Raw genomic sequence first — 26,179 nt, 5'->3', positions numbered from 1 at the left:
ATGTCGCCTTTCTGCGCCGCCGTGCGGCCCCCTCTTACCTCCGCTTGCTTCAGAGGCTTCCAGACATGCTCGAACTTCGAGGCGCGCCTGCCCTTTCCGCTTTCCGTCACGACAAGCTGCTGGCTGCTCTGCGCGCACGGGTTCCCGAGGTCGAGTCCCTGCACGCTGCCTACGTGCACTTCGTGGATCACGACGGTGAATTCTCCGGCGAGGAGCACGCCCTCCTCGACCAACTGCTCGACTACGGCATCAGATGCGAAAGCGACGACGCCCTGGATAGCGAAGGCCAGCTGTTCCTGGTAGTGCCGCGTATCGGTACCCAGTCGCCGTGGTCGTCCAAAGCCACTGATATTGCCCGTAACTGCGGCCTGGACCGGGTGCGCCGGATCGAGCGCGGAATCGCTTACCGGGTGACGCTCAAGGCGCCAATGTCAGAGGCCGCCTTCATGGCGATTCTCGAGACGCTCCACGATCGCATGACCGAGAACGTGCTGACCGATGCCTCCGATGCCGCGCGGCTGTTCGCCCATCACGAGCCGGCGCCGCTGGGGCAGGTGGACATTCTCGACGGGGGCAGGGCAGCGCTGGAGGAGGCCAACCTCGCCTTGGGGCTGGCGCTGGCCGAAGACGAGATCGACTATCTGGTCGATGCTTTCCGCGACCTGGAGCGCAACCCCACCGATGTCGAACTGATGATGTTCGCTCAGGCCAACTCCGAGCATTGCCGGCACAAGATCTTCAATGCCGATTGGGTGATCGATGGCGAGGCGCAGAGTCATTCGCTGTTCAAGATGATCAAGAACACCTACCAGGCCTCGCCAGAGAACATTCTCTCCGCCTACAGCGATAATGCTGCGGTGATCAAGGGGACCACGGCGCCACGCTTCTTCGCCGCGCCGCTGACCGGCAAGGCCGCCGAGCGCGCCGTGTACGCCGCCCATCGCGAGCCGATCCATATCCTGATGAAGGTGGAGACCCACAACCACCCCACCGCGATCGCGCCCTATCCGGGAGCGGCCACTGGTGCCGGTGGCGAGATCCGCGACGAAGGGGCCACCGGCATCGGCGGCAAGCCCAAGGCCGGCCTGACCGGCTTCACCGTCTCCAACTTGCGTATCCCCGAGTTCGTGCAGCCCTGGGAAGCGTTCGACTACGGCAAGCCCGAGCGCATGCAGTCGGCGCTTGCGATCATGCTCGAGGGGCCCATCGGCGGAGCTTCGTTCAACAACGAGTTCGGACGCCCCAACCTTGCCGGCTACTTCCGCACCTACGAGCAGGACATTCTGGGCGCTGGTGGCATCGAGCGGCGCGGCTACCACAAGCCGATCATGATTGCCGGTGGCTACGGCAACATTCGCGAAGGCCATGTGCTGAAGGGGGAGATCCCCGTTGGCGGAAAGCTGATCGTGATGGGCGGTCCGGCGATGCTGATCGGCCTTGGCGGCGGAGCGGCCTCGTCGATGGCCTCCGGAACTTCCAGTGCCGATCTCGACTTCGCCTCGGTGCAGCGCGAAAACCCCGAAATGGAACGCCGCGCCCAGGAGGTGATCGACCGCTGCTGGGCACTGGGCGAGGCCAATCCCATTCGCTTCTTCCACGACGTGGGTGCCGGTGGGCTCTCCAACGCCCTGCCGGAGTTGGTCAAGGACGGTGATCGCGGCGGTCGCTTCGAGCTGCGCGCGGTGCCCAACGCCGAGCCCGGCATGAGCCCGCTGGAGATCTGGTGCAACGAGGCTCAGGAGCGCTACGTACTGGCGGTGGCGCCGGAGGATCTCGCCACCTTCGATGCACTGTGTGCCCGCGAGCGCTGCCCCTACGCCGTGGTCGGCGAGGCCACCGAGGCGCACCACCTGGAAGTGCGCGACGGCCACTTCGAGACCAAGCCGGTCGACCTGCCGATGAGCGTGCTGTTCGGCAAGCCGCCGAAGATGCAGCGCGAGTTCCAGCGCGAGAGCCTGGAGCTACCCGGTGTGATGCTCGACAACCTCGACCTGCGTGAAGCGATGGAGCGCGTGCTGCGCCTGCCCACGGTGGCCTCGAAGAGCTTCCTGATCACCATCGGTGACCGCTCGATTACCGGCATGGTGGCCCGCGACCAGATGGTCGGCCCGTGGCAGGTGCCGGTGGCCGACGTCGCTGTCACGACCGCAAGCTTCGGCACCCATGCCGGTGAGGCCATGGCCATGGGCGAGCGTCCGCCGGTGGCGCTGATCGACCCGGCAGCCAGCGCTCGCCTGGCGGTAGCTGAGACGATCACCAACCTGGCTGCCGCGCCCATCGAGAAACTCGGTGACATCAAGCTCTCCGCCAACTGGATGAGCGCCGCCGATCACGTCGGCGAGAACCAGGCGCTGTTCGATGCCGTCCATGCGGTGGGCATGGAGCTCTGCCCGCAGCTCGGTATCGCCATTCCGGTGGGCAAGGATTCCATGTCCATGCGTACCGCCTGGCAGGCGGGTGACGGTGAGGAGGTCTACGAAAAGAGCATCACCGCACCGCTCACGCTGATTGTCACCGGCTTTGCCCCGGTGACTGATGCGCTGAAGACGCTGACGCCGCAGATCAACCTCGATCAGGACGAGAGTGACCTGATCCTGATCGACCTGGGCGGCGGCAAGAACCGCCTGGGCGGCTCGGCGTTGGCTCAGGTTTACGGTCAGCTTGGCCACGACTGCCCCGATCTCGATGACCCGGAGGATCTCAAGGCGTTCTTCGCCGTGATCCAGGGGCTCAACCGTGATGGCAAGCTGCTGGCTTACCACGACCGCAGCGACGGCGGCCTGCTGATAACGCTGCTGGAGATGGCCTTCGCTGCCCGTGCCGGCCTCGAGATCAAGCTCGACTGGCTGATCGACGAACCCACCCAGGCGGTGGATGCGCTGTTCGCCGAGGAGCTCGGCGCGGTGATCCAGGTCAACCGTCAGCATACCGAAGAGGTGCTGGCCCAGTTCGCCGCCGCCGGTATCGAGACCTGCGGCGTCATCGCCCGCCCGCGCTACGACGACCAGGTACGCGTGACCCTGTTCGAGGAGCCGCTGCTGGAGACCACCCGGCTGCTGACTCAGCGCACCTGGGCCGAGACCAGCTACCGTATGCAGGCGCTGCGCGACAACCCGGACTGTGCCAAGAGCGAGTTCGACGGCCTGCTCGACGGCCGTGACCCGGGCCTCTCGGCCAGCGCCACCTTCGATGTCAACGAGGACGTGGCGGCGCCGTTCATCAGCACGGCACGCCCGGCGGTAGCGATCCTGCGTGAGCAGGGTGTCAACGGCCATGTGGAAATGGCCTGGGCCTTCGATCATGCCGGCTTCGAGTCGGTAGACGTGCACATGAGCGACATTCTCGAGGGGCGTGTCGCTCTCGATGAGTTCAAGGGGCTGGTTGCCTGCGGCGGCTTTTCCTACGGCGACGTGCTCGGAGCCGGCGGTGGCTGGGCCAAGTCGGTTCTGTTCAACCCGCGTGCACGAGAGCAGTTCGCCGCCTTTTTCGAGCGCGACGATAGCTTCGGTCTCGGTGTGTGCAACGGCTGTCAGATGTTCGCCCAGCTCAAGGAGCTGATTCCCGGTGCCGAGAGCTGGCCGCGATTCATGCGCAACGAATCCGAGCAGTTCGAGGCGCGGGTGGCCATGGTTCAGGTGGAGCAGAGCCCCTCGATCCTGCTTTCCGGCATGGAGGGCTCGCGCTTGCCGATCGCTGTCGCTCATGGTGAGGGCCGCGCCGAGTTCCGCGACAGTGCCCACCTGCGCAATATGCAGGGTAGTGCCCAGGTCGCCCTGCGCTACGTCGACAACTACGGACAGGTGACCACCCGCTATCCGGCCAACCCCAACGGCTCGCCTTCCGGCATCACCGGCCTGACCACGCCGGATGGGCGCGTCACCATCATGATGCCTCACCCGGAGCGGGTGGTACGGGCCGTGAGCAACTCCTGGCGCCCCACGGAGTGGACCCAGGATGGCGCCTGGATGCGCCTGTTCCGCAACGCTCGCGTCTGGCTTGGCTGATGTTCACCGGCAACAAATGAAAGAGGCGGCCTGTGGGCCGCCTCTTCGTTTCATGCTGTCTTGGCTCATCCCTGCCGTGTTGTGATTATGCTGACCGGCAAAGGCATCACAGCGTCAAGCGCGTTGTTCCATCTGCAGCAGGCCATTGCGAGAGACATTGGGGGAAACACTGTGCGAGGCGAGAAAGCCCTCCAGCACGGCGTGCTCCGCCCGCTTCTGTTTGATCAACGTCGTCAGGGCCGGATAGAGCGCCGGGACGGTACTGGCTTCGCGCAGATGCTCATGGAAATGCAGCGAGTAGCCGGCATCGGTCATCGCCTGGGTCAGAACCTCGAGCGCCACTTCCTCGGTGCTGATGAAGAAGGGAGGGGCTGAGGTAGCGCCTGGTGTTGCCTGGGCGGAAAGAAGTTCCGAAAGGCCTAGCTGGTGCGAGAGGCGGCGCAGCTCCTCCACGCGCATTTCGCATTGAATGCCCAGCGATGCCATCAAGCGGCTCACGGCGGTATCGAAAGGCAGAAAGCTGAAGGCGAGTCGTCGGTAACGCGCCACCTCGGCGCGTTCGTGCGCCTCGGCGAGTGTCAACAGCTCATCCAGCACCAGGGCCAGCCTGGTGATCCTTGTTGGTTTTTCTGGCATGGCAGTGTCCTCTTTTCGAAGGCCAAGCATCAACCGCGCCCCCGCATCGGCTGCGGCTTGAATGATGCTCAGAGAATGCCCCCGGTTAGCATGACCTTCATCAGGTTTCGCGATATTTAGGTCTGATGAACCAGTGATTCCATCCACGGGTATGACGAAAGCCACGCTTCTTCCCCGTTGCCCTTGATGGCTTCGTCCGACACGGCACTGAATCTTCACTATAGACGAACTGTGGAAAAGCCAAGGAATCAAAATGAAACGAATGTTTGACAACTGTAGCCGTCACGCCAGACTGCCCTGATGGAATGACATGAGGCAATCAGGCATGACACGACAAGTTTTCCATGAGCGGGTGACACTTACGTTTCAGGACCATGTGGCCGAGGTTACCCTTGCGAGGCCCCGCGAGCATAACGGCCTCGACTGGGCGATGATCGATGCCCTGCAGACAGCGCAGCAGTACCTGTGCAAGCTCGATGGGCTGCGTGCCGTAGTACTCAAGGGGGATGGAGAGAGCTTCTGTGCCGGCCTCGACATGGCCGCGATCATGTCCAGCCCCGAGCGATTGCCCTCGCTGCTGGTTGCCGATGGGGCTGGCATCAATCCGGTACAGCGGCTGGCGCTGGGTTGGCGCGACGCCGGCGTGCCGGTGATCGCCGCGCTGCACGGGCACGTCTACGGCGGCGGCTTGCAGATTGCGCTAGGCGCCGATATTCGCGTGGTGCATCCCGACTCTCGGTTGGCACTGCTGGAGATCGTCTGGGGCATCATCCCCGACATGGGCATCAGCGTGACTGCCGAAAACGTCCGTGGCGACGTGCTGCGGGAGCTGATCTGGACGGGACGCAAGGTGGACGGGCGCGAAGCCGTAACACTTGGCCTGGCCACGCGTCTGTCAGACGACCCGCAGCGCACCGCGCGCGACATTGCCACGGCGGTGGCGGCGCGTTCGCCCAAAGCGGTGGCAGCGGCCCGCGAGCTCCTTGGGCGAGCCCCGGGTATGTCCGAACGTGAGCGCCTGGCGCTGGAGGCCAGCCTGCAGCGCGGCCTGCTCGGCGGCGAGGAGCAACTGGAGGCGGTAGCGGCCAGGATGGGCGGGCGCGAGCCGAGATTCGACCATCCTCGGTGACCTGACGACGAGCTCGAGGGCGGGTAACATGACGGGCCTTGTCGCCTGTCGTATCTTCCCATGAACCCTGGCGTTACTTCTGACATATCTGCTTCCGCGGCCCCCGCGCTGCGCCCTTATCAGCAGGAGGCCGTGCGGCGCGTGGTGGCGCACTTTCGTGCCAGCGACGAACCGGCGGTGGTGGTGCTGCCCACCGGCAGCGGCAAGTCGCTGGTGATCGCCGAGCTGGCGCGGCTCGCCCGTGGGCGGGTGCTGGTGCTGGCCCACGTGCGCGAGCTGGTCGAGCAGAACCACGCCAAGTACCTGGCCTACGGCCTCGAGGCGGACATCTTCAGCGCCGGGCTGGGGCGCAAGGAGAGCGCACGCCAGGTGGTGTTCGGCTCGGTGCAGTCGGTGGTACGCAACCTGGCGTTGTTCGACGACAGTAATTTCACCCTGCTGGTGATCGACGAGTGCCATCGGGTTTCGCCGGAGGAGGACGCCAGCTATCGTCGCGTGATCGAGTGCCTGCGCCACGCCAATCCGCGGCTCAAGGTGCTGGGGTTGACCGCCACGCCCTATCGTCTGGGCCAGGGCTTCATCTATCACCGCCACCACCACGGCATGGTGCGTGGCGACGAGGCCTGCTTCTTCCGCGACTGCGTGTTCGAGCAGCCGCTGCGGCTGATGGTCAAGCAGGGCTACCTGGCGCCACCGAACCGCGTCGATGCGGCGGTCGAACGCTACGACTTCTCGGCACTCACCCCGGCGGCCAGTGGCCTCTACCGAGAGGAGGAACTCAACCGGGTAGTAGCGGGCAACCGCGCCACGCCGGGCATCATCGCCGAGATCGTCGAGCGTGCCGCCGAGCGCCAGGGGGTAATGATCTTCGCCGCCAGTGTCGCCCACGCCGAGGAGATCCTCGGCTATCTGCCCCAGCGTGAGGCGGCGTTGGTCACTGGCGAGACGCCATCACGTGAGCGCGAACGCATCATCGCTGCCTTCAAGGCGAAAGAACTCAAGTACCTGGTCAACGTGGCGGTGCTGACCACCGGCTTCGATGCGCCTCACGTCGACCTGATCGCCATTCTGCGACCTACCGAGTCGGTGAGCCTGTACCAGCAGATCGTCGGCCGCGGCCTGCGCCTCGCGCCGGGCAAGCGCGACTGCCTGATTCTCGACTACGCCGGCAATCCCTGGGATCTCTACGCGCCGGAAGTGGGCAGCCCGCGACCGGCTTCGGACACCGAGCCGGTACAGGTCGAGTGCCCCGCGTGCGGGCACGCCAACCTGTTCTGGGGACGGCGCGACGGCGAGCTGGTGATTGAACACTTCGGGCGGCGCTGCCAAGGGCTTCTTGTTCATAGCGCCCGCACCCGCGCTAAAAGCATAAAATCAGCATCGACAACGCCAGCGATGACGCAATGTTCATTTCGCTTTCGCTTCAAGGTGTGCGGCGACTGCGGTGCCGAAAACGATATCGCCGCGCGGCGCTGCCATGGCTGTCAGACCCTGCTGGTCGACGCCGACGACAAGCTCAAGGAGGCGCTACGCCTCAGGGATGCCCGGGTGCTGCGGGTGGCCGGTATGCAGCTCGAAGCTACCGTCAACGGCCGCGGGCTGCCGCGGCTCAAGGTCACCTATCACGACGAGGACGGCACGACCCTGGCCGAGTGGTTCGCGCTGGAGACCCCGGCCCAGCGTGCCGCCTTCGCTGCGGTGTTCCTGCGCGATCACCTGCGCGCGCCGGGAACACGTTGGCAGCCGCTGAGCGCCGAGGAGGTCATCGCCGAGCGCCGTCGTCTGCGCCATCCCGACTTCGTGGTCGGGCGCAGGGTGGGGCGCCACTGGCAGGTACGCGAGAAGCTGTTCGACTACACCGGGCGTTATCGCAGGGCCGAAGCGGTGGAATAGGGGGCCATGCAAGCGCTTGGATTGTAGCGGATCGGTGAGGGTGAGGGGGTTGCCATCACCATATGATTAGTTAGAATAACTAACTATATGGTGATGGAGGTTGAACGTGACACTCGAAGCGGACCTGAAGGTCCTGGGTTGGGAGATATGGGACCGCTGGCGGGAGCATGGCCGGCGCAGCGGCAGCATGGAGCTCACTGCCGCCGAGCTCGACTACCTCTACGCCCTGCTCTCGACGACCGAAGGGATGCGCCTGACGGAGCTGGCCGCCCTGCTGCGGGTGAGTAAGGCCTCGGCCAGCACCATGGTCAGCAAGCTGGAGGCGCGCGGCTACCTCCAACGCACGGCCTGTCCAGAGGATGGCCGAGCCGTGCACCTGCATCCCACGGACAGGGCGCGACAGATCGAGAGGGAAGAGCACGACGTCTATGCGGAGACCGCCGCGGCGCTACGGCAAGGGCTGGATGAGCATGAGCGGCGCGAGCTGGAGCGGCTGCTGGACAAGGCCTGCCAGGGCCTCGGAAGGGGCGACTGATGCACACTGGCTCGATTACCCGCACCTATTGGCGCTACACCCTGCCAGCCGTCACGGCGCTGTTGGTCAGCGGCATGTACCAGGTGGTGGATGGCATCTTCATCGGTCACGCCGTTGGCGAGCCGGGCCTGGCCGGTATCACCATGGCCGTTCCGGCGGTCCTCGTGCTGCTGGCGGTGGGGCTGATGTTGGGTGCCGGGGCCGGAGCCCAGTGTTCCATCGCTCAGGGCCGGGGGGATGAGGCGCAGGCAGCGGTGATGCTGGGCCAAGGCGGCTGGCTGCTGGTGCTGCTCGGAGTTCCGGTGGGCGGTATGCTGCTGTTCGGCGGGGAGGCTTTCCTGGCCCTCCAGGGTGCCACGGGACAGGTGGCCCGGCTTGGCAGCGACTATCTGACGGTCATGGCCTGGGGGGCACCGTTGGTGCTGGCCAGCCTGGCCCTGCCGTTCTGGGTGCGCAACCTGGGCGCCCCTCGCCTGGCGACCCTGGCGATGGTGACGGGCGGCCTGGTCAACATTGCCTTCGACTATGTCTTCATCCTGTGGCTAGGCTGGGAACTGCTGGGGGCGGCCCTGGCCACGCTGCTGGCAGAGAGCTTCACCGTTCTGATCTGCCTGGGCTTTCTGCTCAGCCGCAAGCCCCCCGTCCGCCTGCGCTGGCAGCCGCTGCGTCTTGCCGCCTGCCGATCGGTGCTGGGGACCGGGGGCGCCAGCATGGTGATGTATCTCTATCTCGGCGTGGTGACGGTACTGCACAACGTGCTGCTGATGAGGTATGGCGGCTCGGTGCAGGTGGCGGCCTATGCCATCACCGGTTACCTGTTGGCCTTCTACTACATGCTGGCCGAGGGCGTGGCCAATGGCATGCAACCGCTGATCAGCTACTTCCATGGCGCGCGTCGGAGCAACGATATCAAGCGGGTCTTTCTACTCGGTCTTTATACAGGCTTGGGGTTCGGTGTGGCGATGGTGGCGGTGCTGATGCTCTGGCCCAGCCATGTCGCTGGCATCTTCGCCTCCGACGATGCCGGGCTTCTGGCGGCTGCCGCCCTGGGAATCCGCCTTCATCTGTTCGCGCTCTTCCTGGACGGCTTCATTGTGCTGGCGGCCTGTTTCTTCCAGGCCATGGGCATGGGGCGCCAGGCGATGCTGATTACCCTGGGCAACATGGCCATTCAGGTGCCCTTCCTGGCCTTGCTGCCGCTAGGGCTGGGGCTGACGGGGGTGTGGCTGGCGCTGCCGCTGTCCAATCTGGCGTTGGCCTGCGTGGTACTGGCAATGGTGATGCGCCAGTGGCAGCGCCTGAGGGCGCCGATTGGTGAGACATCCTTGGCGGTCAGGCTGCCATAGTACGACGCAGGAGATTGGCTCAGGTCGAGTTTTCCGCCTAGCGGGCCTCTTCCTCCTGCGCCGCGGCGGTGTGGGGCTCCTCGAGGTCAGACTCCTCTCCGATACTGGTGCCGCTGACGTCGAGCGATGGAGAGGAGAGAGGTTCTCTGCCGACGGCAGGCTCACCGAAAGCCTCTTTCAGGAGAGCGTTCTCGGGGTCCATGTCGATATTGCCGTGGAAAGTGCTGCCGTCCTCGAGCATCAGGCATGGTGTCACGATAGTGCCTCTGACGATGGCGCCCTTGTGGATCGTTGCGCGGTGCGACGCCACGAGGTTGCCCTCGACTTCGCCCGAAACGTGCAGGGTATGCGCGTAGACGTCACCGACGATGCAACTACCGTGCCCCAGCGTCACGCTGTTCTGCTTGCAGGTGATGGTTCCCTGGACGTAACCCTCCACGGCCAGATCCTCTTCGGCGTCGATGTTCCCCTGCACGCGGGTGTGGCTGCCGATGACCGACACGCTGGGCCGTGTCGCGGGCATTTCCTGCCGAGGTGGCATTCGTTCGGTATCGGTCGTAACGACGCTGGGTGTCGCTGCTTCCGGTTGACGATGCTTTGCCTTGTGAAACATGCAGGCCTCCAAGATCGACGAGTAGCCATGCAGCCTAGCTCGCTTGCAGCGATATCAAAGCGCAGATCTATGCGGCATCTGACAGCTTTTTCTCGACACCGAGCGTGAGGCTAGGCGCCTATAAGGAACAATACGAGGGGATGGAGTAGGGATGTGGGTATTCAGACATGGCTTATCCTTATTGGCGTGGCTGCCATGACGCTGATCGTCTGGGATGGGGGAAGGCGCAAGCGAAAACGTCTCGCCGCGGGCCTGGTTGAGAGTATGACGACGGTTGCGCCTGCTTTTCACTCCGAGGCCTTCCCGGTCATTCCGCGTGAGACGCAACGGGTCGAGACGACAATCAGCGAGACGCAGCCAGCGGCGCGTTTGCCGAGCGAGACGGAGGGAAGCCGCATCGGTGTGGCGACACGAGTGTCGGGCAAACTCATCGCCAATGAGCCTGTCGTGATCAAGGGCAGCATAGAGGGTGCTCTCATCGCCCAGGAGCACCCTGTCATGGTGACGATGAGTGGGAGAGTGTCGTCATATCTGGAAGGTCGTGAGATCAGCGTCGATGGGCAGGTGGTGGGAAAAGTGAAGGCCTCGGACAAGCTCACGCTACGCTCGCGGGCCCGCATACTGGGCATCGTGGAGGCCAAACGGCTGGAGTGTCATGCCGGCGCGCATATCCAGGGAGAGGTCGCCTCATCGGCCGCGGGTTGAGTCGGGCTTACCCTGACCCCCGCGCTCTTGGTAGACTGCGTGATCGATCTTCAGACGAGCCCAGCCGGGAGGCCAGCCCCGCGTGAGCGAGACGCCCCATATGGCTGTTCCCGATCAGCCGGCCACGAGCGACGCCGAGACTCAGTCAGCGGTGCTGGCGCGGCTGTTCGACGAGCCGATCACCGAGCTGCCGGAGGATCTGTACATCCCGCCGGAGGCGCTGCGGATCTTCCTCGAGGCCTTCGAGGGGCCGCTCGATCTGCTGCTCTACCTGATCCGCCGCCAGAACCTCGATATCCTCGCCATCGACGTGGCCGCCATCACCCGCCAGTACATCGAGTATGTCGAGTTGATGAAGGCGATGGAGATCGAGCTGGCCGGCGAATACCTGCTGATGGCAGCGATGCTGGCCGAGATCAAGTCGCGTACCTTGCTGCCGCGTCCGCCCAGGGATGGCGGTGACGACGAAGAGGCAGACCCGCGTGCCGAGCTGATCCGTCGCCTGCAGGAGTACGAGCAGCTCAAGGGCGCCGCCGAGGCCTTGGCCGAGCTGCCGCGATTGGGCCGCGACTGGTTTCCGGCGCGGGCGGCACTGCCGCCGCTGCAAGCGCGGGTGATCCATCCCGACGTGGAGCTCGACGAGCTGCTCGGTGCGCTGGCCGGCATCCTGCGCCGGGCCGAACTCAATCAGGCCCACCAGGTGGGGCGTGAGGTACTCTCGACCCGCGAGCGCATGCTGGCGATCATGGAGCGGCTCGATCACGAACACTACACGCCGTTCGAAGCGCTGTTCACCCTTGAGGAGGGGCGCGCCGGCGTCATCGTCACCTTCATGGCCATCCTGGAGCTGGCCAAGGAGGCAATGATCGAGATCGTGCAGAACGTGCCGCTTTCGCCGATCCATGTGCGCGCTCGTGCGCCACGAGAAGAGGCGGAGGAGGCAGCTTTCGACGATGAGGGAGCCGATGTCGAGAGCCCCTTTGCCGAAAGCCCCTTTGTCGAAGAGGAAGACCGTCCATGACCGCCATGGAGCTGCCTGACAGCCTCGATGAGATCCTCGAGGCGGCGCTGTTGGCGGCGGCCGAGCCGCTTTCGCTGGAGCGCTTCGAAGGGCTGTTCGACGATCACGAGCGGCCACAGCGGCGCAGTTTGCGCGAGGCGCTGGAGCGGGTCGCTGCGCGCCACGATCGTGGCGCCATGGAGCTGATCGAGACCGCTTCGGGCTATCAGCTGCGCATTCGTCCACGCCTTTCACCCTGGGTTTCGCGGCTATGGGACGAGCGACCGCAGCGTTACTCCCGGGCGCTACTGGAGACCCTGGCGTTGATCGCCTATCGTCAACCGGTGACCCGCGGCGATATCGAGGAGGTGCGCGGCGTGGCGGTGAGCAGTTCGATCATGCGCACCCTGGCCGAGCGCGGCTGGATCCGTGTGGTCGGGCACCGTGACGTGCCGGGCCGCCCGGCGGTCTACGCCACTACTCGCCAGTTCCTCGATGACTTTGGCCTGAAGACCCTGGACGAGCTACCGCCCATGCATGAGCTCAAGGGAATGGCGGAGCCGGTGTTCGAGGACGAGGCCCCGCCACCGCCCAACCTCCTGTTGGCGCAGGCCGACGAGGACACGCCGGGCAATGGGGATGAGGTCGGCTATGAAGGCGACGAGGAAGAGCTTGAGGTAGAGTACGAGACAGAGCGCGAACATGGGCATGCTGGACATGTCGAAACGACGGCCGGGACGGCCGACGAACCACACGCCGGGAAGGCGTCCGACAGGCCAGGGTTGAGCTTCGCCGATCTCGAAGCCCGCCTGGCCGAACGTGCCCGCACCAGCGTCGATGATGACGGCGGAGCGGGGGCGGAACCCACCGTAGACGAGAAGTCAGACGACACATGACGAGTAACACGGAAAAACTGCAGAAGGTCCTGGCCCGGGCCGGGCTGGGCTCGCGCCGCGAGATGGAAACGGCCATCGAGGCCGGCCGGGTCAAGGTCAACGGCAAGGTCGCCACGCTTGGCGACCGCATCGAGATGCGCGACCGGGTCGCCTTCGACGACCGCCCCGTGACCCTGCGTGGCGTCGAGGAGACGCCACGTCGAGTGATCATGTACAACAAGCCGGAAGGCGAGCTGTGCACGCGCAAGGACCCCGAGGGGCGGCGTACCGTATTCGAGCGGCTGCCGCGCCTCAAGGGCGAGCGTTGGATCGCCATCGGTCGTCTGGACATCAACACCAGCGGATTGCTGCTCTTCACCACCGACGGTGAGCTCGCCAATAGGTTGATGCATCCCTCGACCCAGATCGAGCGGGAGTACGCCGTGCGGGTCATGGGAGAGGTGCGTAAGGAGCACATCGTGGCCATGGTCGAGGGTGTCATGCTCGAGGACGGCCCGGCGCGCTTCACCGACGTCCAGGAGTTTGGTGGTGAAGGAATCAACACCTGGTTCCACGTGGTGGTCCTGGAGGGGCGCAACCGCGAGGTGCGTCGCTTATGGGAGTCCCAGGAGCTCACGGTCAGCCGGCTCAAGCGGGTGCGCTACGGTAATATCTTCCTCGACAAGCGGGCAAAGGCGGGGGAGTGGGTGGAGCTGTCCCAGGATGAGATCGACGACCTGGCCCAGTCCGCCGGCCTGACGCCGCGCAAGGTGCCCGAGCTCACGCCGGACGAGAAGAACCGCTGGAGTCGTGACAAGAACAAGCGGCGCCCTGTGCAGGCGATGCGCAAGCCCAAGAGTGCCAAGAACCCCAAGGGGCGCTAGGTCTTGTGCCGGCTGTGCTTCTCTGAGGCGGGCATGCCGCCTAAAGTCAAAAAAATCCTTGCCAGCCAGGGGTGTGATCAGTAATATCTGCCCCCGTCCGGAAGGGTCGTTAGCTCAGTTGGTAGAGCAGTTGGCTTTTAACCAATTGGTCGTAGGTTCGAATCCTACACGACCCACCATTCCGGGCCTGTATGCTTGTTCGCAAGCTCCGGGTCGTTAGCTCAGTTGGTAGAGCAGTTGGCTTTTAACCAATTGGTCGTAGGTTCGAATCCTACACGACCCACCAGATTGACAACAAAGCGCCCTCGCTTCCAGAAAGCGAGGGCGCTTTGTCGTTACGGGAGCGCGTTGATCGATCCGCTCAGGAAGCGAGCGTTGCCCTAAGGAAACGCTGAACAAATCGACGAGCGAGATGAAGCACAAGGCGCACGGAGCACAGGAACTGGAGCATATGAGGTATATGTGAGGATTCCGAGCACCGCGCAACGCAGTGATTCGCTCGTGCAGGTATTTGTGCAGCGTGTCCCTAATGCTCCAGCCGCACCCGGCGAAGGTTATAATCTCCCCCATGATTCACCAGCACGAAGCCCTGGAAACCTTGGCGCAGGCGACGATCTTGTGCCTGCAGCACACGCTGGTCATCCACCGAGACTTGCATGTTGCCGCTCTCGTCTCGGGTCCAGCTCAAGATGTGGAAGCGGCCATCTTCGAGGTCGAGTGTGCCATCGCTGCTGGCGATCACGTCTCCCCCATCGCCAGTCATCCGTACCAGGCTAAGCCCGGGCCGTGAGCCGGCATTGTAGATCAGGCGGTAGCCTCCGTCGGGTTGGCTGCCTTGGAAAAGCCCCAGTTCCAGGCTGCCCGGCCGCTGGTAGGAGGCCAGTTCCAGCTCCAGTCTGAAGGCGTTGTCGACGGGTGCCAGAACGAAAATCCGGGCTGCGTCCCCGAACTCGATCTCTGCCGCCTCCGGTGATGGCGCGTTTGGCTTCAGCCCTCCCGCTTGCTCAAGGATCAACTGGAGCATTGCCAGGCCGAGTTCTTCCGGTCGCTCCGGGCGGAGCGCCGGTGAGACGGGGGTGGCCATTTGTGGTTTCTCCACGACGCTGCGTAATCCGCCGTCATCGATGCCAAATCGTCCGCTGAGTACGGTCCAGGGAGGATTGTGCCGGAAGTCGCCATCACTGAAGGCTTCATCCAGTGCGACCCGCCTTGCTGGTCCCGTCTCGGGAGCCGTGGCCGCCTGCTCCCGACCCGCTTGCCGTAATCTGGCCAGTAGGGCCGTTGTCGGTTGACCATCCTGGGCCAGGCCCACTGTGCCCTGGAAATCGCGAATCGCATTACGGCTGCGAGTTCCCATCAGGCCATCCTCCGGGCCGGCCGCATAACCGAGCCGGTTGAGTTCACGCTGAACTTCGGCCACCAGTTGTTGGCCGGACAGGCCCTCGACGGGAGACGATGATTCGAGCGCTATTCCTGACGGTGTCGCCCTTGGTTGCCAGGTACGGGCTGCCTGTTGGGCCTCGCTGATCTGCTGCACGGTCATCCGCGCCGCTACTGCATCGCGCGCCGTAACGGCATGACGGTGGCCACGAGCCGCGGCCAGGTTGTACCACTTATGTGCTTCCACGAAGTCCTGCAGAGTCCCCTGGCCGGCCTCGTGCATTTGCCCCAGCATGTACTGGGCATCGGCGTCACCGATAGTGGCGAGCCGATCGAACATCTGCAAAGCGTGGCGGTACTCCTGCCGCTCGTAGCTCTGCAGGGCATCGGTGTAGCGGTAATCGGCATTGATCAGCGCGATGTGACCGAAAAGAAAGAGCAGGAACACTGATCCCTTGATGATGGCCACGAGGCGTCTCCAGTGGGAAGGGGGCTTCGGCCGGCATTCTCCCTGCTGTCCTGAGAACCAACTTATCTCGTCGCTTGTCTCAACGAAGGCCAAGAACGGAGAGGATCACCAATACTATGACGATTGCGCCGACGATATAGACGATGTTGTTCATAAGGCTTTCCTCTGCGGCGCATGTTCCTGTTTCGGATGCTGCTGTATGGTTCGTGTTCTGATGGCGTCGCGGTCCTTGCGACGCTGAGCGTAACTCCCTGTACCGGCTGTCTCCTTGCCTCGCTCAACCTGAGTGTATGTCCTTGATGGCTCTCAGTCTGTGCGCTGTCGTACCAAGTGACTCACTTAATTAGTGTCGGAAGAGTGCACTTTGGCTTAGAAGTCGAAAAAGAGTTGAGACGAGGGAAGGAGTCGATGCGAACCCGGTTCGATCTGTCTCCGCTGGAGGGGTAGAGTATCCATCTCAGCCGTGAAACATTGGTGCCCATTTCGGCCATTCCGCTTGGTGTGGTACATGGCCATGTCGGCGTTGTGCATGAGGGTATCTGCATCCTCTGCATCATTCGGGTAGAGACTGATACCTACGCTTAGCGTGATGAGGAGCTCATGACCCTGAATACGATATGGTTTGCTCAGTATGTCGAGCAGCTTTTCCGCGACCTTGGTCGCATCTTCCGCTTTCCTGATCTCGGCAAGCAGGATCACGAATTCGTCGCCACCCTGACGGCAGACGGTGTCGATGTCACGCATACAGTCCTGAAGACGGCCCGCAACCGCCTGGAGCAGTCTGTCACCCAAGGAATGGCCGAGCGAGTCATTGATGGGCTTGAAGGCATCAAGGTCAAGATAGAGTAGAGCGACCAAATGCTGGTGTCTCCGGGCCAGGCCAATGGCTCGGGAGAGACGCTCCATCAGCAGGGCACGATTGGGCAGGCCGGTGAGCGCGTCGTGCTGTGCCAGGTAGGCCAGCCTTTCCAACATGGCCTGTGACCGTGAGGCGTCGTGGAACACGATCACGGCGCCGGTGACTCGACCTTCCCAGTCATAGATAGGTGTTGCCGAATCCTCGATCTCGAGCTTGCTGCCGTCCTGGCGAACTAGCACGCAATCCAGGGCGAGGCCGATCTTTCTATTCTCCTGAATGGCCCGATGCCCAGGGGAGATAGTCGGTTGGTATGTCGTGCCATCGACGCGCTGAAATACTCTGGAGAGCGGTTTGCCGACGGCCTCCGTTTCCGACCAGCCCGTCAGGCTTTCAGCCACCCGGTTCATGTAGGTGACTGTGCCGTGAAGGTCGATGGCCAGGACGGCATCGCCAATGGCGTTGAGGGCCACTCGAGCCCATGCCCTCTCGGCATCCAAGGCTGCTGCGACTTCCCGTCTCGAAGCGTGAATCTGGGTGTATCCTTGCCGCACCGGTTCCTCTGCGCGCAAGGAGTCACAACGAAACTGCGTCCAGGCGGTGCCCTGGAGCATCGGGTCGTCCCTCATGCACGCGGCCCCGAAACGTGAACTTCACATGGACCGCACACCCTGGCGTGGGGTAAGAACGGTGTGGACTGGTGCGGTGCTAGAACCAGTGGCGCAAGGGGCGTGATCAGAGACGTTGGCACTACCATGAGTCGGTTTCCTGTTCCGCCTGCGTGTGACCCCCCAATGGGGCGGCACTGCCTGACCTGAGCCTTGGGGCTTGGTTGGTCATTCAGCGAGCGTAGTGACATGATGGAGTTGCTTCCGTGCGCTAGCGTACACAATATGTACTTCGGTTCCTGCGTCTGTGTCGGAGGGCGAGGCCCATAAGCGTTATTTTTTTTCACTGAAATTCAATCGGTTGTTGGCTTCCGTTTGTCGTCAGCCACCATGGGCAAGTCCGCTCTTCGTACCCTGTAGTTGGAGGGGGCTTGCCAGATATGGGAGTGTCCGTCATGCCCCTGCAACATGATCCTCGTCAGAACCACTTGCTGGCAGCCCTGCCGAAGGATGAATATCAGCGCTTGGCGCCCTACCTGGAGCGGGTAGAGCTGACGCTGGGGGATTCGCTGGCCGAGTCGGGAAAGGTCATGCAGCATGTCTATTTCCCGACGGACTCCATCGTATCGCTACTGTGCGTCATGGAGGATGGCGACTCGACGGAAATTGCCGTCGTTGGTGCTGAAGGTATCGTCGGCATCTCGCTGTTCATGGGGGGCGAAACTACACCGAGCCGTGCCATCGTGCAGAGTGCTGGCAGCGCCTATCGCCTCAAGGGGCAGCTGCTGAAGGACGAGTTCGAGCACGCGGGAACGCTTCAGCACCTGCTGTTGCGTTATACCCAGGCTCTGATCACTCAGATGGCTCAGACGGCGGTATGCAATCGGCATCACAGCCTGGATCAGCAGCTGTGTCGTTGGCTGTTGCTGAGCCTCGACCGCTTGCCGACCAACGAGCTGGTCATGACCCAGGAACTGATCGCCAATATGCTCGGCGTACGCCGCGAGGGCGTAACCGAGTCGGCCGGTAAACTGCAGAAGGCCGGCCTGATTTCCTACCATCGTGGGCATATCAGCATCCTGGACAGAGCTGGTCTGGAAGCACGGGTCTGTGAATGCTATGCGGTCGTCAAGAAAGAATATGACCGGTTGCTGAGCTATCCTCGCCAAAGGTAAAGGGATATTTACCTTTCTTGTGTCTAGAGTTCAGTTTCTTGATTGTGGGTATCATTTGCCTCGGATATAGGTGAAAAATACTCTGGTGCGGTGTTACGTAGTTCTATCCAAGAAATTCTCCGTATATGTTGGACACCGCACAGACCATGCTGCGGTTTTCCTCTATATAGTTATTGGGGCCATCACCCTGTCTTCGTAGTTCATGGTGAGAGCGATAACCCAAGCTAGACACCTGGAGGTAGGCTCATGAACAAGCATCAGATAAAAGGTCAGGCGAAAGAGGTGAAAGGAAAGGTCAAGGAGGTTGTCGGCAAGGTGACGGGAGAAAAGAATACGGAGTACAAGGGTAAAGCCGAAAAGCATGGCGGTAAGGCTGAAGCCAAGTACGGAGATCTAAAGAGCGATATCAAGAAGGCAACGAAATGAACGATTCAATGTCCCAGCCGAATAGTAGGTACGAAACCGCTGATGACCTGCTCGTCGGGTCCATATTGCTGAGTGCCTCGACCATTACCGGCGATGATGTCTGCAATATGCAGGATGAAAAGCTCGGTAAGATCCATGACGTCATGATCGATGTGGCTGAAGGAAAAATACGTTATGCAGTCCTGTCGTCAGGTGGTTTTCTTGGCATGGGTGATCGTTTGTTCGCTGTCCCGTGGAAGGCATTGACACTGGACAAGGAGAACAGATGTTTCATGCTGGACGTCGATGTCGAACGTTTGAAGAATGCGCCGGGCTTCGACAAGGATAACTGGCCGAATATGGCTGACGCCAGCTGGAATTCTACCGTCGAGAACTACTACGCAAGGTGATAGGGTTGCTTAGAGGAGATCGGCGCGGAAGATCCTGATAGACGCCTATCTGGGTCAACCGTGCCGATGAGATCATCCGCCACCAGGAGATAGAAATGACGAATAATAGAGTTCTGGCCGTTGTGTTGCTTGTTGTGGGTATGATCCTGCTTTTCTTCGCATATCAGTCGTCCCAAAGCCTCGGCGACCAGGTTTCGGAGGTCGTTACCGGCCGCTTCACTGACTCCACCCTCTGGTTTCTTGTCCTTGGCGCGGCATCTGCGGCGGCAGGCGTTGGATTGCTGCTGTTCGGTAAATCCACAAGCAATTAACACGATATTTAATTCGAAGTGCAGTGCCTGGTGGGGTCTGCCGGCTGCATTCTTTGCATGGGATCGTGGTTTTTTGTCAAGATTGCAAATCCTTGCGTAGGGCCTGTTCCAGCTCTTTAGTCGCGGTGATATCAATAAGTGTGATCACTACCCCATCAATCACATTATCCAGACGGCGATAGGGCATGATCCGTACCGTAAACCAGCGGTCGTCGGTAGTGGTGATCTGTTTCTCAGAAAATGCCAGGGTACTCAGAGTGTTAAGAGCATCGTCGTTGAGTTCCGGATACAGCAGGCTGGTGGTGAGGTCACTAAGAGGTCGACCGATATCGCCTTCTCGGATGTTGATGATCTTTGATGCCCGGTCGGTGAAACGGCGGAGATTCAGCTTTTGGTCGAGAAACAGAATGGCTATCTCGATGCTGTTGAGCAGGTTGTTCATATCGCTTTGAGCGAGGGCGAGGTCATCGAGCTTGGTTTGCATTTCCGCATTGATGGTTTGCAGCTCCTCGTTCATTGACTGCATTTCCTCCTTCGAGGTGGTCAGCTCTTCGTTGGTTGACTGCAATTCTTCATTGGTTGACTGCAGTTCTTCGTTGGCTGACTGCAACTCTTCCTGGGATGTGCGGTTTTCTTCACGCAGCGTCTGGACTTCATCCTGGTACTGTTGCAGCTCCGCGGCATAGGCCTGTTGGGCGGCTGTTGTCGATTTGCTTTTGTTGGCCGGGCCGGCATGAGTCTTGGCGATGTCGCGGAATACGATCATCTTCATCCCGCGCAGGGCGGTGGGCTCCCGCAGCGCTTGTACGGTGACATCGACGCTCTGCATACCACCGCCGGGCAGTTGCACCTGCAGGCCTGGCAAGTGTAGCGGTTCGCTCTGGTCCGCAGCCTGGCGCAGTGCGCTGCCTATGGGTGTCCGCAGGCCTTCCCGCACCATGGCGTGAAAATTCCAGTTGGCCTTGCCGGCAGCAGGCTCCAGGTACTTGCCCGTACGTCCGCTGATATAGACGACATCGCCCTCATCGTTGACCACCACCGCGGCGGGAGCATAAACCTGCAGCAATACCTGATCGGCTGCCGCTTGCAGGTTATCCGTTGTCTGGGACGATGAGTTGTTGGCGGACACGGGAAGCTCCTTGGCTATCCTGGACAAGGGTGGAAACGACTTCACCGGCAACCGGGTATCGTTACTCCGAGCACTATCCTGGCGCAAATAGAGTCGCAATTTGGATTGAATGGGGACAAAGAGCTGAGTGTGGCGGCCTATCGTCTCAGAGCTTCCCAGCAACAGTACTCCCCCGGCACGCAGGCTGTAGTGAAACAAGGGAATGAGTTTGTGCTGCAGGCTCTGATCGAAGTAGATCAGCAGGTTGCGGCAGGAAATCAGGTCGAGGCGGGTGAAGGGAGGGTCAAGCACCACATCCTGCTGGGCAAACAGCACCAGGTCGCGGATGTCGCTGTTGATCTGGTAGCCGTCGGCATGGGCACTGAAAAAACGTGCCAGGCGTTCCGCCGAAACACTGCTGCTGATTTCCGCGGGGTAGTGACCGCGGCGAGCGGTGGCAATGGCATCCGGGCTTAGGTCGGAGGCGAAAATCTGCAGGGTAACGTCATGGGCGTGTGGCAGTTTTTCCAGCGCCTCGGTGAAGGCCATGGCCAAGGAGTAGGCTTCTTCGCCGGTCGAGCAGCCCACTACCCAGGCGCGCAAATGGGGCTCCCTGGGCTGTCGTGCCAGCAGCTCTGGCAAGGTGGCATCCATCAGATACTCCCATACCGGAGCATCGCGGAAAAAACCGGTCACCCCGATGAGCACTTCATTGAACAGCAGGTCGATCTCCTGAGGGTTGTGCTGGAGATAATCCGCATAAAGCGCCAAGGTGGTGATTTCGTGGATCGCCATCCGCCGCTCCATGCGGCGGTGCAGAGTGCTTGGCTTATAGTGGGAGAAATCGTGGCGGGTTCGCCCTTGCAGCAGACGCAGAATGCGTTGCAAGGGTGTCGCTTCCAGCTCTGTGTCCACCAAATGACCGGGAGCGCCCTGCTTGGGTGCCTGTGCAAGGCAGGCCAGGATGCGAGCGGGCAAGTCGCCGGGCGGGGCAATGATATCGGCGCAGTTTGCGGCGATAGCGCTGCTGGGCATGGCATCGAACTGTGCTGTGTCGGGTTGTTGCACGGCAGTGAGGCCGCCCACGGCCTTGATTGCCTGTAGGCCCAGGGTGCCGTCGGAACCCATGCCGGACAGAACCACGCCGATGGCTTGCTCTCCCTGGGCGCTAGCCAGGGAAGAAAACAGCACGTTGATGGGCAGACGCATTCCCCTGGATTCCAAGGGGGGGGCGAGGTTCAGCCTGCCGTCGACAACGCTGAGTTCGGTATTCGGCGGTATCACGTAAACGCAGTCAGGTTCGATAAGGGTGCCTTGCCTGGCTTCCCTTACCGGCATCGGAGTGGCCCGCTGGAGCAATTCCGGGAGCAATGCCTTATGGGTGGGATCGAGATGCTGCACCACTACATAGGCCATGCGACTACATGGGGGGATCCGGGCGATGAATTGCTCCAGCGGCGCTAGGCCACCGGCGGAGGCGCCAATGCCCAGGATTCGCGTAGTCACGGGGGGCTTGGCGGTGGTGTCGTCGCCTTCGTGACGCGGAACGGTAGAGCGGCAGCTATTCTGCATTTCCGCACTCGCGGCAGATCAGCAGGATATGCTTGCGCTCTGGCGAGAGTGATGCCATGAGCTGCATGTGCCGGGGAGTTTGATTGTGCCCCCCCGTTTTGGCCATGCAGGAATCCATGGTGCCGCTCTGTGCGACATGTCGTATCAGGTCAAGCAGTCGTGGCCGGCTCTCAGCGAGAAAGTAGGTGGCGATGGGCCGTCCCTCCAGCGCTTCACGGCCAACACCAAAAAGCTCCGCTGCGGCAAAATTGCCCTGAATCACGTTGCCCACGAGGTCGACGAGAAAGTAGCCAAGGGGAGCGGAGTCGAAAAGTGTCCGATAAAGGTTAAAATCCTCGACAAGGGCTCGTTCATTGGCGGCAATTTCCTCGTTCTGCAACTCAAGCTCCACCTGATGAACCTGCAGTTCATGAAGCAGCTTGAGAGCATCTTCCGCTTTTTCTGGATTGCTTGATAGCTGGTGAAGCAGGCGTAGGGCATCAACTCCTACCGGCCAGTGATTCGCTGCGGGTGCCGTGCCCGACTTCAACTGCGCTTCCGCCTTGTCTCGCAGCTGAATATAGTCTTTATGTTCATTAATGGTTGCGGGCATGCGAGACTCCAATAATTTGCTCCGAATATAGATCTCATGGTAGCTCACCACGACAAGGATGAATATGGGGATTTCGGCAATCTTCGGGATTTGTGGTGGCCGACGACGGGCAGTTTTTGGGTTCTAGGAGCCTGTCGGACTTAACGCTTGGTTACTGCTAGGTTTGGTTTTTCGGAAAACTTTAATCGATCTGGTTCGTTAAGAGTCGGGCTATTCGACTCACCCGATTGATAAAATCGTATCGAAATTAATGATTTCGTGACGCTCGGTAAAATCCAATAGGCTCCTGGGTTGGTGATTTCTATTGCATCATAATTTTTTCTGCTCCTTGCTGAACATGCCCCTGAGCTGACCGAACAGCTTTCATTGCGCACTTTGGAATACCCTCTTTTGTTCAAGGGGTTCTGATGGTTAAGTTTTTAGTTGGTTATTTCGGAAAATTTTTTATGAGGTAGTTGAATTTACTGTTTTATTAGGTGGCAGGCCCGATTTGTAGGGGGAGTATAAGCTGCTTCCGTTTAAAAGCGTAGCCATTGGCTGAGTGGCGTAACGACATCAGGCACTTTTGAGGAGCCGGGCTGCGATTTGCTCCGTTCTCGCTCCGTGTGGCAGCGCACCGACGCGGCTATCGTACTGGCTGACACTACCCATCTACACTCCAGGAATACTGCGGCAGGAGTTGCCGGTGGACTTGAAAAGCGGTTATCCGTTCTGGGCAGTCAAGAATGGCCTGATGTACGCCTTCCCGCAGCTTGATGCCGATCTGATCTGCGACGTCGCGGTGGTGGGCGCTGGCATCACCGGCGCGCTGATCGCGGATGAACTGGCTCGCCACGGTCACGATGTCGTCGTGCTTGATCAGCGCGATGTATGCTGGGGCAGCACATCGGCCAGCACCGCCTTGTTGCAGTATGAAATCGATACTCATGCTATAGATCTCGCCAGGCGCTTCGACCAAACTTCTGCATTGCTCGCTTATCAGTCCAGTTTGCGTGCCATCAGCATGATCGAAGCAGTCGCGCATGCGGTCGGCGATGTCGATTTCTCCATGTGTGAAAGCCTCTACTACGCCAGCAATCGCGCCGATCATCCACGCTTGGCTGACGAATTCGCCTGGCGGAAGCAGCACGGATTTCCGGTACGCTGGCTGAGCCGTACTGCGCTCAAGGGTGAATATGGACTGACAGCACCGTCTGCCATCCTCAGCTCGGTAGCCGCCAGGGTTGATCCCTACCGGCTCGCCTCACGACTGCTGCGCAGAATGCAGCGCCAAGGCACGCGCGTGTTCGATCGCACGCAGGTGAAAGCTATCACGGCGACGACGCGTTCGGTACAGCTCACTACAGCCAGTGGTGTGTCGATCAGGGCGAAGCACGCCGTGATTGCCAGCGGTTACGAAGCGCAATGCTGGTTGCTCCAGCGCGTCGCAACGAATCTCAGCAGCTACGCTTACATCAGTGATCCCATCGATTCTGCCGAGCTGGGCTGGTTGGCAAGCACGATGCTGTGGGAGTCCGCGCGACCGTATCTGTATCTGCGGAGCACCGGCGACGGGCGGCTGTTGGTCGGCGGTGAAGACGACGACCGCGACATCCCGGCTCGACGTGATCGATCGGTCGACCGCAAGGCAGCGACGCTGCAGCGCAAGGTCTCTCATTTGCTCCCCTACCTTCACGCACGACCGACATTTGCCTGGGCAGGTACGTTCGCTGAAACCAGCGACGGGCTGCCGCTGTTTGGTAGCCACCCGCAGTACGGTACGCGTGTTCTGTTTGCGCTGGCGTATGGTGGGAACGGCATCACTTACAGCATGCTCGGTGCCGAATTGCTGCGCGCGCAAATCGAGCGTCGCCGGCATCCATTGACTGCGCTGTTCGCCTTCGCACGGTTGGAACGTCATTGACTGGGGGGCGAAAGTCTATGCTCTGGGTTATTGGGGCCACTGTGCTGGCCACCGGTGTGGCACTGTTGTTGCTGCAGAATTTCAAGACACCTGAGAGGTCTCTGGAGCGCAAGATAGAGCATCGCTACGCGGTTTCTGATTTGCAGTTTAGGCGCGAGATGTCTGTCCTGCTGGGCCCGGCGATAGTGGGCGGCAATCAAGTGACCGCGCTGCAAAATGGCGACGAGATTTTTCCAGCGATGTTGCAGGCCATTCGCTCGGCACAGACGTCGATCACGTTCGAGACCTTCATTTACTGGTCGGGGGGCATTGGTGAAGCGTTCACGCTAGCGCTTTCTGACCGTGCCCGTGCGGGCGTGGCGGTTAGCGTCACCATGGACTGGGTCGGCAGCAACAAGATGGAGCAGTCTCTGCTGGACTACATGCAGGCCGCCGGTGTGCAGTTGCATCGCTATCGGCCGTTGAACTGGTACAACGTTGGCCGGATGAACAACCGCACTCATCGCAAGCTGCTGGTGGTTGATGGCCGTATCGGGTTCACCGGAGGGGTTGGCATCGCGGATCAGTGGAGTGGCGACGGTGGCGATCCTGATCACTGGCGAGATACTCACTTCCGGATTGAAGGACCCGTGGTGGCGCAGTTGCAAGCGGCCTTCAACGACAACTGGATCCAGACCACTGGCCAAGTGCTGAACGGACCGAGCTACTTTCCAGCCCTTGAGGAGGAGGGCGAGATGGACGCGCACGTCTTCGTTGCTTCGCCATCAGGCGGAAGCGAGAGCATGCACCTGATGTATCTGCTTGCCATCGCGGCGGCCGAGGCGACTATCGACCTGGCAGCATCCTATTTTGTGCCCGACAGGATGTTAATCGAAGCCCTCATCGCAGCCCGTGATCGTGAGGTTCGCGTTCGCATCTTGTTGCCTGGGCCGCACATCGATGCGGTGACGGTAAAGGTTGCTTCCAAGTCTGATTGGGGCGCGCTGCTTGGCGCCGGTGCCGAGATCCACGTCTATCAGCCGACCATGTTGCACACAAAACTGCTGGTCATCGATGACGAGTTTGTTTCGGTGGGTTCAACCAATTTCGACATGCGTTCGATTCGGCTCAATGACGAAGCCAGCCTGAATATTTACAGCAGAGATTTTGCCACTCAGATGACCGCAGTGTTCGATGCCGATCTACTGTCGGCTGAACCGTATTCCCTTGCTGACTGGAAGAGTCGCCCATGGCACGAAAAGTTGTCAGAAAAAATTCTCCTACCCATTAGATCGCAGCTTTGAAAGCAGGATTTCTTCCGGATGTCCCCAGCTGTGAAGCTCATTAATAAGCCAAGCTAGCACGGCTTACTGGTCTGGTTTACTGATCTCATGGCCTATCACGCCGCCCACCGCCGCGCCTCCCACGGTACCGATAGCGGAGCCTCCGGTAAGTACTGAGCCACCAACGGCCCCCACGCCTGCACCCACCACGGTGCCCTTGTCCTGTGCCGACATGCCGGAGCAGGCAGCGAGTGACAGCAGTGTCAAGGAAAAGGTAGTGCCAAGTATGAGATGTCTGATGTGTTTCATGATGGTGTCACTCGGGTTAAGAGGTCTTGCTCGCAGCGGGAGTTACCTGGGGAGCGGCGCGGCTACGACGGACCGCCACCCTCAGCATAAGGCAGAACAAGAGTGTCATCCGTCTGGTGGCGCACATAGTCTCCCGCTGCTGGAGGAATCCCCTTGATCCTGCCGGGAGAAGCCCTCATTGTCCTCGTATGCCACTTTA

The 26,179-nt window shown here is 61.2% G+C and carries 22 protein-coding genes and 2 tRNA genes; 17 read left to right on the top strand and 7 right to left on the bottom strand.

Features of this window, described 5'->3' with window-relative positions; all coding sequences use genetic code 11:
* The first annotated feature begins 65 nt into the window (after positions 1-65).
* Complete coding sequence (purL, locus tag SPH52_RS00785; protein ID WP_411793085.1) at positions 66-4,004, top strand: phosphoribosylformylglycinamidine synthase; 3,939 nt, start codon at positions 66-68, stop codon at positions 4,002-4,004.
* 114 nt (positions 4,005-4,118) lie between these two features.
* On the opposite strand, the gene SPH52_RS00780 is transcribed toward purL, so the two are convergent.
* Positions 4,119-4,640 carry a hypothetical protein gene (locus SPH52_RS00780; RefSeq protein WP_411793084.1) on the bottom strand — a complete coding sequence of 174 codons (522 nt, stop codon included), beginning with the start codon at positions 4,638-4,640 and terminating at the stop codon, positions 4,119-4,121.
* A gap of 325 nt (positions 4,641-4,965) precedes the next feature.
* On the opposite strand from SPH52_RS00780, the gene SPH52_RS00775 reads away from it, so the two are divergent.
* The 4 genes from SPH52_RS00775 to SPH52_RS00760 all read left to right on the top strand — a co-directional run bounded on the left by SPH52_RS00775 (position 4,966) and on the right by SPH52_RS00760 (position 9,543).
* On the top strand, positions 4,966-5,769 hold the full coding sequence (locus SPH52_RS00775; RefSeq protein WP_411793083.1) for a crotonase/enoyl-CoA hydratase family protein: 804 nt from the start codon (positions 4,966-4,968) through the stop codon (positions 5,767-5,769).
* A gap of 60 nt (positions 5,770-5,829) precedes the next feature.
* The gene (locus tag SPH52_RS00770; RefSeq protein ID WP_411793082.1) at positions 5,830-7,662 is read left to right on the top strand and encodes a DEAD/DEAH box helicase; all 1,833 of its coding nucleotides are present in this window, start codon (positions 5,830-5,832) and stop codon (positions 7,660-7,662) included.
* Positions 7,663-7,768: 106 nt separating this feature from the next.
* Entirely contained in the window at positions 7,769-8,197 is a 429-nt protein-coding gene (locus SPH52_RS00765) for a MarR family winged helix-turn-helix transcriptional regulator (RefSeq protein ID WP_411793081.1), read from the top strand.
* The gene (locus SPH52_RS00760) at positions 8,197-9,543 is read left to right on the top strand and encodes an MATE family efflux transporter (RefSeq protein WP_411793080.1); all 1,347 of its coding nucleotides are present in this window, start codon (positions 8,197-8,199) and stop codon (positions 9,541-9,543) included. The genes SPH52_RS00765 and SPH52_RS00760 overlap by 1 nt, the downstream gene beginning before the upstream one ends.
* Positions 9,544-9,580: 37 nt before the next feature.
* Here the strand turns inward: SPH52_RS00760 and SPH52_RS00755 are convergent, their stop codons facing one another.
* On the bottom strand, positions 9,581-10,156 hold the full coding sequence (locus SPH52_RS00755; RefSeq protein ID WP_411793079.1) for a bactofilin family protein: 576 nt from the start codon (positions 10,154-10,156) through the stop codon (positions 9,581-9,583).
* Between the two features lie 195 nt (positions 10,157-10,351).
* On the opposite strand from SPH52_RS00755, the gene SPH52_RS00750 reads away from it, so the two are divergent.
* From SPH52_RS00750 to SPH52_RS00725, 6 genes are all read left to right on the top strand, one after another.
* Positions 10,352-10,861 (top strand): bactofilin family protein, encoded by a 510-nt coding sequence (locus SPH52_RS00750; RefSeq protein WP_411793078.1) that lies wholly within the window; start codon positions 10,352-10,354, stop codon positions 10,859-10,861.
* Between the two features lie 82 nt (positions 10,862-10,943).
* Positions 10,944-11,882, top strand: a complete 939-nt coding sequence (locus SPH52_RS00745) for a segregation and condensation protein A (protein WP_411793077.1) — start codon at positions 10,944-10,946, stop codon at positions 11,880-11,882.
* Positions 11,879-12,757 (top strand): SMC-Scp complex subunit ScpB, encoded by an 879-nt coding sequence (gene scpB, locus SPH52_RS00740; RefSeq protein ID WP_411793076.1) that lies wholly within the window; start codon positions 11,879-11,881, stop codon positions 12,755-12,757. Before SPH52_RS00745 ends, scpB begins: the two co-directional genes overlap by 4 nt.
* Entirely contained in the window at positions 12,754-13,620 is an 867-nt protein-coding gene (rluB, locus tag SPH52_RS00735) for a 23S rRNA pseudouridine(2605) synthase RluB (RefSeq protein WP_411793075.1), read from the top strand. Before scpB ends, rluB begins: the two co-directional genes overlap by 4 nt.
* Before the next feature lie 103 nt (positions 13,621-13,723).
* A tRNA-Lys gene (locus SPH52_RS00730) sits at positions 13,724-13,799 on the top strand.
* A 31-nt stretch (positions 13,800-13,830) separates the two neighbouring features.
* Positions 13,831-13,906, top strand: a tRNA-Lys gene (locus tag SPH52_RS00725).
* Between the two features lie 240 nt (positions 13,907-14,146).
* Here SPH52_RS00725 and SPH52_RS00720 read toward each other — a convergent pair.
* On the bottom strand, positions 14,147-15,469 hold the full coding sequence (locus SPH52_RS00720) for a peptidoglycan-binding protein (protein WP_411793074.1): 1,323 nt from the start codon (positions 15,467-15,469) through the stop codon (positions 14,147-14,149).
* Positions 15,470-15,838: 369 nt separating this feature from the next.
* Positions 15,839-16,939 carry a diguanylate cyclase domain-containing protein gene (locus SPH52_RS00715; RefSeq protein ID WP_411793073.1) on the bottom strand — a complete coding sequence of 367 codons (1,101 nt, stop codon included), beginning with the start codon at positions 16,937-16,939 and terminating at the stop codon, positions 15,839-15,841.
* A gap of 449 nt (positions 16,940-17,388) precedes the next feature.
* On the opposite strand from SPH52_RS00715, the gene SPH52_RS00710 reads away from it, so the two are divergent.
* The 4 genes from SPH52_RS00710 (at position 17,389) to SPH52_RS00695 (ending at position 19,234) form a co-directional block, all read left to right on the top strand.
* Positions 17,389-18,108 carry a Crp/Fnr family transcriptional regulator gene (locus SPH52_RS00710; RefSeq protein ID WP_411793072.1) on the top strand — a complete coding sequence of 240 codons (720 nt, stop codon included), beginning with the start codon at positions 17,389-17,391 and terminating at the stop codon, positions 18,106-18,108.
* Positions 18,109-18,354: 246 nt separating this feature from the next.
* Entirely contained in the window at positions 18,355-18,534 is a 180-nt protein-coding gene (locus tag SPH52_RS00705) for a CsbD family protein (protein ID WP_411793071.1), read from the top strand.
* Positions 18,531-18,923, top strand: coding sequence for a PRC-barrel domain-containing protein (locus tag SPH52_RS00700; protein ID WP_411793070.1), 393 nt, complete (start codon positions 18,531-18,533; stop codon positions 18,921-18,923). Before SPH52_RS00705 ends, SPH52_RS00700 begins: the two co-directional genes overlap by 4 nt.
* Before the next feature lie 95 nt (positions 18,924-19,018).
* Positions 19,019-19,234 carry a DUF3185 family protein gene (locus SPH52_RS00695; RefSeq protein WP_411793069.1) on the top strand — a complete coding sequence of 72 codons (216 nt, stop codon included), beginning with the start codon at positions 19,019-19,021 and terminating at the stop codon, positions 19,232-19,234.
* 76 nt (positions 19,235-19,310) lie between these two features.
* Here SPH52_RS00695 and SPH52_RS00690 read toward each other — a convergent pair whose 3' ends face one another.
* Both SPH52_RS00690 and SPH52_RS00685 read right to left on the bottom strand, forming a co-directional pair.
* The gene (locus SPH52_RS00690) at positions 19,311-21,914 is read right to left on the bottom strand and encodes a chemotaxis protein CheB (protein ID WP_411793068.1); all 2,604 of its coding nucleotides are present in this window, start codon (positions 21,912-21,914) and stop codon (positions 19,311-19,313) included.
* On the bottom strand, positions 21,904-22,506 hold the full coding sequence (locus tag SPH52_RS00685; protein ID WP_411793067.1) for a PAS domain S-box protein: 603 nt from the start codon (positions 22,504-22,506) through the stop codon (positions 21,904-21,906). Before SPH52_RS00685 ends, SPH52_RS00690 begins: the two co-directional genes overlap by 11 nt.
* Positions 22,507-23,191: 685 nt before the next feature.
* On the opposite strand from SPH52_RS00685, the gene SPH52_RS00680 reads away from it, so the two are divergent.
* Together SPH52_RS00680 and SPH52_RS00675 are read left to right on the top strand one after the other, a co-directional pair.
* Entirely contained in the window at positions 23,192-24,409 is a 1,218-nt protein-coding gene (locus SPH52_RS00680; protein WP_411793066.1) for an NAD(P)/FAD-dependent oxidoreductase, read from the top strand.
* A 17-nt stretch (positions 24,410-24,426) separates the two neighbouring features.
* Complete coding sequence (locus SPH52_RS00675; protein ID WP_411793065.1) at positions 24,427-25,692, top strand: phospholipase D-like domain-containing protein; 1,266 nt, start codon at positions 24,427-24,429, stop codon at positions 25,690-25,692.
* A 63-nt stretch (positions 25,693-25,755) separates the two neighbouring features.
* Here the strand turns inward: SPH52_RS00675 and SPH52_RS00670 are convergent, their stop codons facing one another.
* Entirely contained in the window at positions 25,756-25,980 is a 225-nt protein-coding gene (locus SPH52_RS00670; protein ID WP_411793064.1) for a glycine zipper 2TM domain-containing protein, read from the bottom strand.
* Positions 25,981-26,179: the final 199 nt, after the last annotated feature.

Origin of the sequence: Halomonas sp. A29, assembly GCF_046723295.1 — a bacterium.
GTDB lineage: Bacteria > Pseudomonadota > Gammaproteobacteria > Pseudomonadales > Halomonadaceae > Halomonas.
Note: the sequence above shows the minus strand (reverse complement) of the source record. Positions and strands in the feature narration are given on the sequence as shown.

Coding starts and splice junctions, on each gene's coding strand:
- SPH52_RS00705 (WP_411793071.1), top strand. CDS start 18,355: ATGAACAAGCATCAGATAAAAGGTCAGGCGAAAGAGGTGAAAGGAAAG.
- SPH52_RS00670 (WP_411793064.1), bottom strand. CDS start 25,980: ATGAAACACATCAGACATCTCATACTTGGCACTACCTTTTCCTTGACA.
- SPH52_RS00760 (WP_411793080.1), top strand. CDS start 8,197: ATGCACACTGGCTCGATTACCCGCACCTATTGGCGCTACACCCTGCCA.
- SPH52_RS00780 (WP_411793084.1), bottom strand. CDS start 4,640: ATGCCAGAAAAACCAACAAGGATCACCAGGCTGGCCCTGGTGCTGGAT.
- rluB (WP_411793075.1), top strand. CDS start 12,754: ATGACGAGTAACACGGAAAAACTGCAGAAGGTCCTGGCCCGGGCCGGG.
- SPH52_RS00715 (WP_411793073.1), bottom strand. CDS start 16,939: ATGCTCCAGGGCACCGCCTGGACGCAGTTTCGTTGTGACTCCTTGCGC.
- purL (WP_411793085.1), top strand. CDS start 66: ATGCTCGAACTTCGAGGCGCGCCTGCCCTTTCCGCTTTCCGTCACGAC.
- SPH52_RS00755 (WP_411793079.1), bottom strand. CDS start 10,156: ATGTTTCACAAGGCAAAGCATCGTCAACCGGAAGCAGCGACACCCAGC.
- SPH52_RS00675 (WP_411793065.1), top strand. CDS start 24,427: ATGCTCTGGGTTATTGGGGCCACTGTGCTGGCCACCGGTGTGGCACTG.
- SPH52_RS00750 (WP_411793078.1), top strand. CDS start 10,352: ATGACGCTGATCGTCTGGGATGGGGGAAGGCGCAAGCGAAAACGTCTC.
- SPH52_RS00700 (WP_411793070.1), top strand. CDS start 18,531: ATGAACGATTCAATGTCCCAGCCGAATAGTAGGTACGAAACCGCTGAT.
- SPH52_RS00690 (WP_411793068.1), bottom strand. CDS start 21,914: ATGCAGAATAGCTGCCGCTCTACCGTTCCGCGTCACGAAGGCGACGAC.
- SPH52_RS00695 (WP_411793069.1), top strand. CDS start 19,019: ATGACGAATAATAGAGTTCTGGCCGTTGTGTTGCTTGTTGTGGGTATG.
- SPH52_RS00685 (WP_411793067.1), bottom strand. CDS start 22,506: ATGCCCGCAACCATTAATGAACATAAAGACTATATTCAGCTGCGAGAC.
- scpB (WP_411793076.1), top strand. CDS start 11,879: ATGACCGCCATGGAGCTGCCTGACAGCCTCGATGAGATCCTCGAGGCG.
- SPH52_RS00775 (WP_411793083.1), top strand. CDS start 4,966: ATGACACGACAAGTTTTCCATGAGCGGGTGACACTTACGTTTCAGGAC.
- SPH52_RS00770 (WP_411793082.1), top strand. CDS start 5,830: ATGAACCCTGGCGTTACTTCTGACATATCTGCTTCCGCGGCCCCCGCG.
- SPH52_RS00710 (WP_411793072.1), top strand. CDS start 17,389: ATGCCCCTGCAACATGATCCTCGTCAGAACCACTTGCTGGCAGCCCTG.